This window comes from Halocynthiibacter namhaensis (assembly GCF_000812685.1).
In the GTDB taxonomy this organism is placed as follows: domain Bacteria; phylum Pseudomonadota; class Alphaproteobacteria; order Rhodobacterales; family Rhodobacteraceae; genus Halocynthiibacter; species Halocynthiibacter namhaensis.
The window spans coordinates 23058-34724 of the sequence record NZ_JWIF01000013.1 but is presented as its reverse complement, the minus strand read 5'-3'; the positions used below and the strand labels follow the sequence as shown (position 1 = coordinate 34724).

Here is an 11667-nt window from a genome sequence, read left to right as displayed (position 1 = left end):
ATCCGAGGCCGCCCATAGCTTTGCAGGCTTAAGCGATGCTGTTCACGGATGTGAGCCAGGATCACCATATCATCGCGTTGACGCTGGCTCATCGGGCGAACCCGCCACGCGCGAAAACCACGTGATGTGACCCGCATAACTTTGCACAGGAACTCAACTGGCCATTCTTCTTTCCAGGCGTCGATGAACGCAAATCTCACCGGCTTTGGCCTGCAAAGAAGATTGCCGCCTTTTTTAACACTTCCCTCTCCTCGCGCAGCAGACGGACTTCCTTGCGAAGCCGCGTGTTCTCCTTCTCAACGTCTTCATGCGGTCCTGACATCAGGTCATCGTGTTGATGCTGTTGAACCCATTTGTTCAGCGTCGAAAGCCCACCCCCTAAATCTGATGAAAGTTGAGGCCGCGTTAAGCCACTCGTCGTCGCCATGCGCACCGCATCACGCCGAAACTCGTCTGTGTATCTCTTTGCCATTCTCTCTCTCCTTCATAGCAAACATTGCTCGAAAGAGACCGGAACTAAACCGCGACAAGACCAAACAATGCCTTCCCTTCCTTGAAGCCGCGTTATGTTTGGTTCTTCGAATTTTTTCGCGGGCTTTTCTTCTTTCGTTTTATGTAGTTGCTTTTTCAAAGCTTTCGTTCTTTTCGTCTCCCTCGGAGGAAGAGAGCTTTCCGTGGCAATGATGTCGGGAAGAGCCGCGCGGTTGTGTGTGGTTACAGGCTGCCAGGAGTTTTTTGCAGTAATGGCGGCGAGAACACTCTGGGTGCTGTTGTCGATCTTGGTCATGAAATTCATCCCATCTTGATTTTGATGATGGGGAAATCGGTTCGAAAACGCGAAAACGCATTTTGGGTTTGATAGCCGATTTCCGGAAGTATGTGAGATGACAGGACGGGGGAGCCCGGGAACGAAACTGGCTGCATTCAGGCCGCTGTTCGTGCGCTTCAGATGTGCTACACCGTAGCACACTCGAATCGAAAACCCCCGAAAACCCCCCAAAATGCGGTGAAATTCGGGAAAATCGTGCTACACGGACTTTAAGGTGAAATGGAGTTAACGCTTTGAAAAATAACGCACAAAAATCCGCACGCCTAAGTGTGGCACCGATGATGGAATGGACGGATCGCCATTGTCGGTACATGCATCGGCTTATGTCGCGTGAGACGTTGTTGTATACTGAGATGGTGACCTCGCCCGCGTTGGTCCGTGGTGGTGCGCTGCATTTGTTGCGCTTTGATCCGTTGGAACATCCAGTTGCTGTGCAGCTGGGCGGGTCTGATCCAATTGAATTGGGGCAGGCGGCGAAGATCTGTGCGGATGCGGGCTATGCTGAGGTGAATTTGAACTGCGGATGCCCATCAGACCGTGTTCAAAGCGGGGCTTTTGGCGCTGTTTTGATGAAGTCACCTGAGCTTGTTGCCGACTGCGTATCTGCCATGCGCGAGGCGGTTGATGTGCCCGTCACGGTCAAATGCCGCATTGGGGTGGATGACCAGGTGCCCCGTGATATTTTGCCTGATTTCCTTGAAAAGATCCAAGCGGCAGGGTGTGAACGTGTGACAATACATGCGCGCATGGCCTGGTTGCAGGGTGTATCGCCCAAGGAAAACCGTGACATTCCGCCGTTGGATTATGACCTGGTGTTTGAGATGAAGCAGGCTTTCCCTGATCTGCACATTTCGCTGAATGGCGGGGTGCAAGATCTTGATACCGCTGTTGAATTGCTGGAACGTGGGTTGGATGGCGTGATGATTGGGCGATCTGCTTATCACACGCCGTCTGACATTCTGTTGGCTGCGGATCAGCGGGTCTATCATGCGGTGTCCCCTGTGAAGACGCCGCATGATATCGTGCATGAAATGCTGCCCTATATAGAAGCGCATCTTGCGGAAGGTGGGCGTGTGAACCAGATCACGCGCCATATGTTGGGCCTCTTTGCGGGCCGTCCTGGCGCGCGACAATGGCGGCGGCACCTATCAGAGAATGCCCATAAACCTGGTGCCGGTACAGAGATCATTCTGGCTGCATTGGACCAAATTCCACAGACAACCGAGGGGGCGTAAACATGCCGGACATCGCATCTCTTTTACCTATGGTGGCACTTTTAGTCGTCATTGGGGCGTTCGCTGGTGTTCTGGCCGGCATGTTGGGCGTGGGCGGCGGTATCGTCTTGGTGCCCGCCTTTTTCTATGCGTTTTCGGTTTTGGGTTACGGCAGCGATAGCCTGTTTCAGGTCTGCCTTGCGACGTCTTTAGCGACGATCATCGTGACCTCAGTGCGGTCGGTTGCAGCGCATCACAAGAAGGGGGCCGTGGATTGGGATATCTTGAAAACTTGGGCACCGGGTATTGTGATTGGCGCGATTATCGGCGTCACTTTGGCGACGTCGCTGCGGTCTTCAACCTTGCAGGGGATCTTCGGAATTCTAGCGATGATCGTCGGGCTATACATGGCGTTTGGGCGGTCGGAATGGCGCTTGGGCGAGGCCATGCCCGAAGGCCCACTGCGCCTGATCCTATCGCCATGCCTTGGTTTTTTGTCGGTGTTGATGGGGATCGGCGGCGGGTCATTTGGTGTGCCTGTCATGAGCCTTTATAACACGCCGATCCACCGTGCTGTGGCAACGGCTGCGGGCTTTGGGGTGATCATTGCCGTGCCCTCTGTGATCGGATTTTTGCTGTCACACCCAGTGCATACACCGCCTTGGACCTTGGGTGCCGTGAACATCCCATCGTTTTTCCTGATCATCGCTATGACTTTGATAACAACACCTTACGGCGTGAAGTTCGCGCATAGCATGAACCCTAAGCCCCTCAAGCGGGCCTTTGGGGTTTTCCTGCTTCTGGTGGCGTTGAATATGTTGCGCAAGGTTCTGGGCCTATGACGTTGCAGGCCCAATTCGCCCGTGACGGACTTGTGACATTCCCGAGTGACGCGCGACTGTTGAGATGGTTAGAGCATGCGGCACCAGCGGGGTTGGCGTCCTCAAAGGATGCGGATGAACGCGCGGCTTGGCTTGACTGCGAAGGCACTTGGTTTATCGGTGTCGATGCGTTGAAGAATGATGCATCAGGTGATGTGAATGCCTCTGGTCCGCTGACCTGTGACGCGATGGACTTTATTGCCGATCTGGGGCAAACGCGGCCCTTGCATAAGGGGCAGGTTTCGGTGGTTTGGCCGGGCTATCCACGCCCGCGCAAAGGCGAAACTGAGGCGGCTTTGGGTTATCGACGCAACCGTGACGCGGCGCATTTGGATGGGTTGCGGCCCGACCCAGAAACCCGTGCGCGTCGTGTGGAAGAACCCCATGCTTGGGTGCTTGGCATTCCGATGAATGTAGCAGCTGTGGGGGCCAGCCCCTTGGTCATTTGGCGGGGCAGCCACCACATTATGCAGCGCGCGCTTGCACCGTTGCTGCTGGCGCACACACCAGAGGACATGGATAAGGTGGATGTCACCGAGGCCTATCAAGCGGCGCGGCGTGAGGTGTTTGAAACGTGCGAACGCGTTGAGATCACCGCGCAACCGGGTGAATCTTACGTCATGCATCGGCATATGTTGCATGGTGTTGCGCCTTGGCGCGAAGGGACTGACAGCGGCCCCGACGGGCGCGCGATTGTCTATTTCCGTCCCGAATGCGCGGGCGGCGTTGCGGAGTGGATCAGCGCTTAAGCTAGCGTTTTAGACGGGCAGCACGACCACCGCGACGTTTTGGGATCGCATTCATACGTTCGGGCAGTAAGGCGATGATATCGCTGCGTTCTTCTGCATCCATTGCGGACCAATCACGGATCTCGTCGATGCTGCGGCCACAACCCGTACACAGACGCGACTGTGGGTGCACGACGCAAATATTAATGCAGGGAGACTCGATCTCATTGCGTTCCCAAACGTCTGCACCATGTTTTTTCTTGCTCATCGCTTCGCCTTTACAGATGGCGCTTTCGATCCAGCGCTTGCTGTAAGATAACCCCGGCGGCGACATAATCAATGACCTCAGAGCGACGTTTGCGTGATGTATCCGCCGCAATCAGCACGCGTTCTGCCTCAACCGTGGAGAGGCGTTCATCCTGATAGGCAATCGGCAGATCGGTCAGCCCCACCAAATTGCGGGCAAATGCGCGGGTGGCTTGGCAGCGCGGGCCCTCAGAGCCATCCATATTCAGGGGGAGGCCAAGGACAAAACCACAGACCTCTCGGGCGCTTGCGATTTCAAGCAACCGGGCGGCATCCACGCCAAATTTCTTGCGCTTCACCGTCTCAAGCGGGGTCGAGATCGTCATCATCCGGTCAGAAACGGCAACACCAATGGTTTTTGTGCCAAGGTCCAGCCCTGCGATAGGGCGGCCCATGGGAAGGGCAGCGAAGAAGTCTGCGAGGTCTTCAAAAATCATTCACTTTGTTCCGAATTAGATAGGGTTGGCATTGATTTCATACGGGCCTCGGCTTGATCTAGGATCGCTAGGGCCTCGGGGTTCTCTGCCAGTTCACGCCGGGCTTGGTCAAGGGCGGCTGTTGCGCCCTCTGCGTCACCAAGAGCTGTGCGCGCCAGGATCAACTGCCCCCATTCTTGCGCTGTTCCATTGCCTTGGGCCAGGCGTTCCGCCAAGCCTGTGACCATACCTTGGATCATCACGCGGCGTTGTTCTGGTGTCATCTCGGCGGCGGCGTCCACGGCGGCTTGATCTGGGCCGCGTAGGGGGGCGGCACCTTCGGGTGGCAATTCATAGCGCACGCCTGCGGCTTGGGCTGCACTCATGATTCTTCCACGAATGGCGGTGACCCATGGTTCATCCGGCTGGCTTTCTTCCAACAAGGCACGCCATGTTTGAAACGCCATGTCCGCACGCCCGATTTGCGCTTGCATCAAGCCCAAATAGAACCGTGCAGTGCCATTGGATGGATCGCGTTGCAGAGTTTCTTGCAAGACAGCTTCGGCTTCGGGGGATACATAGTTGCCTGCGGCCAAGATCATCAGATCCGCGAGATCGGCATAATCGTCAGCGGTTGCTGCGTTCCCTTTGATGCGGATCACCTGTTCTTGTGCCTGTGCCGCCAGTGCAAAACGCCCAAGGCGGGCTTCATTGGCGACAAGCAATTGGTGTCCGCGAAGATCATCCTGACGTGTTGTCAGCGCCTGGCGCAGTTGATCCACCAAGGCGATGTCTTCGAGGTTGCGGTTGGATGGGGTTTCTGGGGCAACGGATTCAGCTTCTGTTTGGCTTGGGCGGGTGGCGCGGCGGTCTTCAGCGGCGTCATGTCGTGCCATAAGAGGTTGGTCATCATATCCGGGTGCGCCAAGTTGGAAGTATAAGCCACTGCCAAGTGCCGCAATGAACAGGACAGACAGACCTGCAACCAAGGGGCGGCCCGTGCTAGATGCTTTGCTAGATGCTTTGCTAGATGCTTTGCTGATGCTGCTGTGGCTGCGCTTATCGGCTTCAAGCAGGCGGCGTGAAATTTCGACCTTGGCGCTTTTGGCTTCTTCCGGGGTGATCACCGAACGCGCCACGTCCTTTTCCAAGGCGTTCAATTGTGCGCGGTAGAAGGCGACATCGACGTCATCTTGATCAGACGACGCTTCTGACGCGTGGAACAGGGGAAGGGCGATGAACACTGCAGTCAGCGCGATCAGAAGGGCAGCGATTAACCAGAACATCCGGATTCCTTTGGTTTTGCCTGTTCATATATCAGGCGGCGTTGCCCATCATCTATCCTGCATTCCAATCGGGCAAAAGGGGCGAAGGTGACGCGGCCTGTGTTGTGCCTTGATTTGTCGTGACCCTGGGGGCGGAAACTTGCTGATTTCGTATGATTTGCGACAGGGAATTGGCCGGAATGTCGCAATATGTTGTGAATCTGCCGCTGGCAGTTGCGGCGTAAATGGCGCAAAATTGCATCTGAGATACAAAGGGCGATTTGCGTCCAATTTTCACATTCACGGACGAGGATCTGCCGATGAAGCGTTATTCCATGTTTGCCATTGCCCGGGAAGCTGCGCGCTACCATCAGGGTTGGGAAAAGGCCTGGGCCAGCCCCGCGCCGAAAAAGAAATACGATGTCGTAATCGTTGGCGCCGGTGGCCATGGTCTTGCGACGGCGTTCTACCTTGGTAAGAACTTCGGCATTACCAATGTGGCGATCATTGAAAAAGGCTGGCTGGGCGGTGGCAACACGGGTCGGAACACAACGATCATCCGGTCGAACTATCTGCAAGATCCGTCTGCCGCGATCTATGAAAAGGCCCGTGGCCTTTATGAAACCATGTCGCAGGATCTGAACTACAATGTGATGTTCAGCCCCCGTGGCGTGATGATGCTCGCCCAGACCGAGGCCGAAATCCGCGGCTATAAGCGCACGGCGCAAGCCAATGCTTACCAAGGCGTGACCACAGAATTTATCGGCCCTGAAAAAGTCAAAGAACTCTGCCCAATCATCCGCATTGATGGCCCCCGTTACCCTGTTTTGGGTGCGCTCTGGCAGGAACGCGGCGGCACGGCGCGTCACGATGCGGTGGCCTGGGGCTATGCGCGCGCCTGTTCCGACATGGGCATGGATATCATCCAGCAATGCGAAGTCACCGGCGTCACCCGCGAAGGTGGCAAAGTCACGGGCGTTGAGACCACCAAAGGTCATATCGGTTGTAACAAACTGGCCTCTATCGTTGCGGGCAACTCTGGTCACATGGCGAATATGGCGGGCTTTGAACTGCCGATGGAATCCGTCGCCCTGCAAGCGCTGGTGTCAGAACCCATCAAACCCTGTATGGATGTGGTCGTGATGGCGAACACTGTGCACGGCTATATGTCACAATCTGACAAAGGCGAGATGGTGATCGGCGGCGGCACAGACGCGTTCAACAACTACACGCAACGCGGCTCTTTCCACCATATTGAAGAAACCGTGCGTGCATTGATCGAAACCTTCCCAATGGTGTCACGCCTGAAAATGCTGCGCCAATGGGGCGGAATTGTGGATGTGACGGGTGATCGCTCGCCGATCATCTCCAAAACCCCTGTGGACAATATGTTCATCAACGGCGGTTGGGGCACAGGCGGCTTTAAGTCGATCCCTGGTTCCGGTTGGGCGATGGCTGAACTGGTTGCTAAAGGCGAACCTGGTCCCTTGGCCGCAGAATTCGGCCTGGACCGCTTCCGCCAAGGCCGCTTCATTGATGAGAGCGTGGCAGCTGGGGTGGCGCACTGATGGTTGCGTCTGACCAAATTGGTCAGGCCTTTGCCATGGCGTTTTCACACCACGCAGGGCAGATGGATAAGTTGGGCGAGCCTTATGTCGCGCATCTTGTCCGTGTCGCTAGTGGTGTTGAAACGGCTGCCCAGCAAATAGTTGCTTTGCTGCACGACATCGTCGAAGACTCCAACTGCACATTGGATGCTTTGCGCGCGATCTTTGATGAAACGATTGTTGATGCGGTGGATGCGATGACCAAACGTCCCGCTGAGGACTACGATATTTACCTTTGCCGTGTGCACTCTAATGCGATCGCTCAGGCTGTAAAACTCGCGGATATCGCGGATAATACTTCACCGCGCCGTGTGGCTGGTCTCGACCCGGAAACACAGGTGCGCTTGACTGCGAAATACAAACACGCAGTTCGGTTTTTGAATGAGAAGGAGACCGGTTTATGCTGATCCTTGACTGCCCCTGCTGCGGTGTACGTGGCGAAGAAACTGAATTCCATGGCGGTGGCGAAGCCCATCTGAAACGCTTTGGACCTGACTCCTCGGATGCGGAGTTTGAGGGATACCTCTTTACGCGCCAGAACCCCAAAGGCGTGAACTTTGAACGCTGGCGGCATGCCAATGGCTGCGGCAAGTGGTTCCACGCGGCGCGCTGCACCATGACGTTGGAAGTTTTTGCAACTTACAGCGCCCAAACCTATGAGCCCCCGGCAGATGTTATTGCCGCGATCAAAGCGAAACGACCAGAGTGGGAGATGCCCGCATGAGCACCCGTCTGCAATCTCAGGGCCGTCTGATCGACCGCTCTGAAAGCCGCACATTTACCTTCAACGGCAAGACCTTCACGGGTTTCAAAGGCGACACGCTGGCATCCGCCCTTCTGGCGAATGACCAGATGTTGCTTGGCCGGTCGTTCAAATATCACCGTCCCCGTGGGATCGTGGCGGCGGGGCCTGAAGAACCCAATGCCTTGATGAACATGGGTGAGGGTGCGAAATTTGAGCCCAACCAACGTGTCACCACCACCGAATTGTTTGATGGCCTGACTGCGAAATCCCAGAACCACTGGCCCAGCCTTGAAATGGATGTGGGTGTTGTAAACAACTATGTCGCGCGTTTCCTGCCGGCTGGTTTCTACTATAAAACCTTCATGTTCCCGCGTTTTGCCTGGAAACATGTGTTTGAACCCATCGTGCGCCACTCGGCCGGTCTTGGTCAGGCGCCGAAGGAAATCGACGCAGATACATATGAGCATTTCTATGCTTACGTTGACGTGTTGGTTGTTGGCGGCGGCATCGCCGGTCTGCAATCTGCGAAAGCGGCGGCTGAGTCTGGCGCGAAAGTCATGTTGATCGAGCAAACCGCTGATTTCGGTGGTCGTGCGGTTGTTGACGATGCGGAGATCGACGGCAAACACGCGGACACTTGGGTCACGGAAACCCTGGACGCCCTGCGCGCCATGGAAAACGTCACCATTCGCACCCGTATGATGGGTGCGGGTGTTTATGATCACGGCTATGCCCTTGGGTATGAACGTGTGACAGATCACGCCCCAACGATGGATGGCCCACGTCACCGCCTGTGGCGCATTCGTGCGAAACAGATCGTGACCGCGACCGGTGCGCTGGAACGTCCTTTGTCCTTTGCGGGCAATGATATTCCGGGCGTTATGCTGGCAGCTTCTATGCGTGATTACCTGGTGAACTGGGGCGTTGTTCCTGGCCAGAAAACCGTGCTGGTTACCAACAATGACGACGGTTATCGCACGGCGATTGCGTTGAAGGAAGCAGGCCTCGACGTGCCTGTGGTGGTTGACGCACGTCCTGATGCCAACGGTGCCTTGCCAACCAAAGCACGTGATATGGGCATCCGTATCGAGACCGGCAAAGCGATCGCGAAAGTCAAAGGCGGCAAGCGCGTGACCGGCGTTGAGATTTGCCTGATGGAAGGCGAAGGCGGCGCACGTGAGGAAATCAAATGTGACGCGGTGGCCATGTCCGGCGGCTGGTCCCCTGTGGTGCATCTCTGGTCCCATTGTGGCGGAAAGCTGAACTGGAACGCTGATCAAGCTTGGTTCGCACCCGATCCCGCGCGCCCACCTTTGGGGGACAACGGCGAAGGTTTCGTCATCTGTTCCGGCATCGCATCCGGCGCACTTGATACGCCTGACGTTCTGACAAATGCCCATGATGCGGGCAAAGCGGCAGCGAAGGCTGCAGGTTTCACAGCCACGCGCAAAACGGCCCCTAAGGCGGTCGCGACTGCCGAAGAAACCATGGCGCCTGTTTGGATCATGCCCAAGAAAGCGACCCATGCGCAGCGTGCGAAATCCTGGCTTGATTTCCAGAACGACGTGAAAGTGTCTGACGTGCAGCTTGCAGCCCGCGAAGGCTATGAGAGCGTCGAACACACCAAACGTTACACCACTTTGGGTATGGCGACGGATCAGGGTAAATTGTCCAATATCAACGGCTTGGCGATCCTTGCTGATGCTTTGGGTAAAGAGATCCCACAGGTCGGCACAACCACCTTCCGTCCCCCATATCACCCGATTTCTATGGGTGCGATTGGTGGCGAAGCCCGTGGCGAAACCTTCCAGCCTTTGCGTCGCACACCGATGCATGCCTGGCATGAGGAACAGGGCGCCTATATGGAACCTGTTGGTCATTGGCGCCGCCCTTATACCTATCCGCGTGGGGCTGAAACGCATCAGGATGCGGTGAAACGCGAGATCCTGAACACACGGTCCAACGTGGGTCTGCTGGATGCATCAACGCTTGGGAAACTGATCGTTAAAGGCCCAGACGCCGCCAAATTCATGGACATGATGTACACCAACATGATGTCCACGCTGAAGATCGGCAAATGTCGTTATGGCTTGATGTGCTCGGAAAATGGCTTTCTGTCTGACGATGGTGTGGTTGCGCGCATTGATGAAGACACCTGGCTTTGCCATACCACATCGGGCGGTGCGGATCGTATCCACGGCTGGATGGAAGAATGGCTGCAGACCGAATGGTGGGACTGGAAAGTTCACGTGGCAAATGTCACCGAACAATTGGCCCAGGTCGCTGTTGTTGGCCTGAATGCGCGTAAGGTTCTTGAGAAAATTGGTGGCATGGATGTGTCCAAGGAAACCCTACCGTTCATGGAATGGAAAGATGGCACAATCGGTGGGTTTGACTGCCGCGTGTACCGGATTTCATTCTCGGGTGAGCTGTCCTATGAGATCGCCGTTCCTGCCAGCCAGGGTCGTGCATTTTGGGATGCTTTGCTGGACGCGGGCGCAGAATTCGGGATCATGCCTTACGGCACCGAAGGGCTGCACGTGATGCGCGCTGAAAAGGGCTTTATCATGATTGGTGATGAAACCGACGGCACGATCATTCCACAGGATCTGGGTTTGAACTGGGCGATTTCCAAGAAGAAGGAAGATTTCCTGGGCAAACGCGCGCAAAAACGCAGCTTTATGGATAATCCTGATCGCTGGCAGTTGGTGGGGCTTGAAACCCTTGATGGCTCTGTTCTGCCAGATGGTGCTTATGCGATTGCCGATGGCACAAACGCCAATGGTCAGCGCAATATGGAAGGTCGTGTGACATCGACTTACTATTCACCGACGCTGGACAAAGGCATTGCCATGGGTCTGATCCACAACGGACCGGCCCGCATGGGCGAGACCGTGAAATTCGGCCTTGTTGATGGCGAAACCATGGTCGAAGCGCGTATCGTTGATGCGGTGTTCTATGATAAAGAAGGGGAGAAGCAGAATGTCTGAAGCAATTAAAGCAACCTCAGCATTGGAAGGTTTCGCCTCAACCGGCTTCGCTTCCGTACGTGAATGCGGCCTGACGGGCATGATCACCCTGCGCGGCGATCTGGCGGATAAAGCACTGGCGAAAGCGGTGAAAGCCGCCACCGGTGCCGCCATGCCAGAACAGCGTAAAATCACCATGGGCAAATCCGGCAAAGTCGCTTGGATGAGTTCGGATGAATTGCTGCTGGTTGTCGATCACGCCCAGGCCCCAGCGATCGTTGAGGCCCTGACATCCGCTTTGAAAGACCAGTTTGCCCTTGCGGTAAACGTGTCTGATGCGCGCGTGATGTTTGAAGTGGCAGGCGAAGGCAATGGCCCACGCGAAGTGCTTGCCAAACTGGCCCCGGTTGATTTGGCACCAGACGCGTTCACCACAGGTGACGTACGCCGTACGCGCTTGGCACAAGTCGCAGGCGCGTTTTGGGTGGAAGCAGACGGCAGCTTCCGCGTCGTTGCCTTCCGTTCTGTGGCACAATACGTGGGTGATCTTTTGGCTCAAGCCGGCGCAACTGGATCGGCACCAGAGTATTTCTAAGTAAACCGAGATATGAATGCAGAAGTCCGGGATGCAAATTCCGGGCTTTTTCTTTTTCAAGAAACGGATAAGTTTACGTCGCCAAAGTACGACATATCGCGTAATTGACTTG

General features: G+C 55.8%; 13 protein-coding genes and 1 pseudogene. 8 read left to right on the top strand and 6 right to left on the bottom strand.

Features of this window, described 5'->3' with window-relative positions; translation table 11 throughout:
• From RJ38_RS18740 to RJ38_RS02310, 3 genes and pseudogenes are all read right to left on the bottom strand, one after another.
• Window positions 1-200, bottom strand: a pseudogene (locus tag RJ38_RS18740) (IS3 family transposase); the annotation flags it as partial.
• Entirely contained in the window at window positions 197-472 is a 276-nt protein-coding gene (locus tag RJ38_RS02315) for an IS3 family transposase (protein ID WP_039017313.1), read from the bottom strand. The gene RJ38_RS02315 and the pseudogene RJ38_RS18740, both read right to left, overlap by 4 nt.
• Window positions 473-484: 12 nt before the next feature.
• Complete coding sequence (locus RJ38_RS02310; RefSeq protein ID WP_039017312.1) at window positions 485-787, bottom strand: hypothetical protein; 303 nt, start codon at window positions 785-787, stop codon at window positions 485-487.
• A gap of 275 nt (window positions 788-1062) precedes the next feature.
• On the opposite strand from RJ38_RS02310, the gene dusA reads away from it, so the two are divergent.
• The 3 genes from dusA to RJ38_RS02295 are packed head-to-tail and all read left to right on the top strand — an operon-like array spanning window position 1063 to window position 3673.
• Entirely contained in the window at window positions 1063-2064 is a 1002-nt protein-coding gene (dusA, locus tag RJ38_RS02305; protein ID WP_082005601.1) for a tRNA dihydrouridine(20/20a) synthase DusA, read from the top strand.
• 2 nt (window positions 2065-2066) lie between these two features.
• Window positions 2067-2885, top strand: coding sequence for a sulfite exporter TauE/SafE family protein (locus tag RJ38_RS02300; protein ID WP_039017311.1), 819 nt, complete (start codon window positions 2067-2069; stop codon window positions 2883-2885).
• Window positions 2882-3673, top strand: coding sequence for a hypothetical protein (locus tag RJ38_RS02295; protein WP_039017310.1), 792 nt, complete (start codon window positions 2882-2884; stop codon window positions 3671-3673). The genes RJ38_RS02300 and RJ38_RS02295 overlap by 4 nt, the downstream gene beginning before the upstream one ends.
• A 1-nt stretch (window position 3674) precedes the next feature.
• Here the strand turns inward: RJ38_RS02295 and RJ38_RS02290 are convergent, their stop codons facing one another.
• The 3 genes from RJ38_RS02290 to ccmI are packed head-to-tail and all read right to left on the bottom strand — an operon-like array spanning window position 3675 to window position 5660.
• Entirely contained in the window at window positions 3675-3920 is a 246-nt protein-coding gene (locus RJ38_RS02290) for a DUF1289 domain-containing protein (RefSeq protein WP_039017309.1), read from the bottom strand.
• A 10-nt stretch (window positions 3921-3930) separates the two neighbouring features.
• The gene (gene ruvX / locus RJ38_RS02285; RefSeq protein WP_039017308.1) at window positions 3931-4395 is read right to left on the bottom strand and encodes a Holliday junction resolvase RuvX; all 465 of its coding nucleotides are present in this window, start codon (window positions 4393-4395) and stop codon (window positions 3931-3933) included.
• Window positions 4392-5660, bottom strand: coding sequence for a c-type cytochrome biogenesis protein CcmI (gene ccmI / locus RJ38_RS02280; protein WP_052245137.1), 1269 nt, complete (start codon window positions 5658-5660; stop codon window positions 4392-4394). Before ccmI ends, ruvX begins: the two co-directional genes overlap by 4 nt.
• Before the next feature lie 299 nt (window positions 5661-5959).
• Here ccmI and RJ38_RS02275 point away from each other — a divergent pair, with 299 nt between their 5' ends.
• From RJ38_RS02275 to RJ38_RS02255, 5 genes are read left to right on the top strand one after another with little or no spacing between them, the layout of a single operon-like run.
• Window positions 5960-7207, top strand: a complete 1248-nt coding sequence (locus RJ38_RS02275; RefSeq protein WP_039017315.1) for a sarcosine oxidase subunit beta family protein — start codon at window positions 5960-5962, stop codon at window positions 7205-7207.
• Window positions 7207-7653 (top strand): HD domain-containing protein, encoded by a 447-nt coding sequence (locus RJ38_RS02270; RefSeq protein WP_039017307.1) that lies wholly within the window; start codon window positions 7207-7209, stop codon window positions 7651-7653. The genes RJ38_RS02275 and RJ38_RS02270 overlap by 1 nt, the downstream gene beginning before the upstream one ends.
• Window positions 7647-7970 carry a sarcosine oxidase subunit delta gene (locus tag RJ38_RS02265; protein ID WP_039017306.1) on the top strand — a complete coding sequence of 108 codons (324 nt, stop codon included), beginning with the start codon at window positions 7647-7649 and terminating at the stop codon, window positions 7968-7970. The genes RJ38_RS02270 and RJ38_RS02265 overlap by 7 nt, the downstream gene beginning before the upstream one ends.
• Window positions 7967-10981: a sarcosine oxidase subunit alpha family protein gene (locus RJ38_RS02260; protein ID WP_039017305.1), complete on the top strand. Its 3015-nt coding sequence runs from the start codon at window positions 7967-7969 to the stop codon at window positions 10979-10981. The genes RJ38_RS02265 and RJ38_RS02260 overlap by 4 nt, the downstream gene beginning before the upstream one ends.
• Window positions 10974-11555, top strand: a complete 582-nt coding sequence (locus RJ38_RS02255; RefSeq protein ID WP_039017304.1) for a sarcosine oxidase subunit gamma — start codon at window positions 10974-10976, stop codon at window positions 11553-11555. The genes RJ38_RS02260 and RJ38_RS02255 overlap by 8 nt, the downstream gene beginning before the upstream one ends.
• Window positions 11556-11667 lie beyond the last annotated feature (112 nt).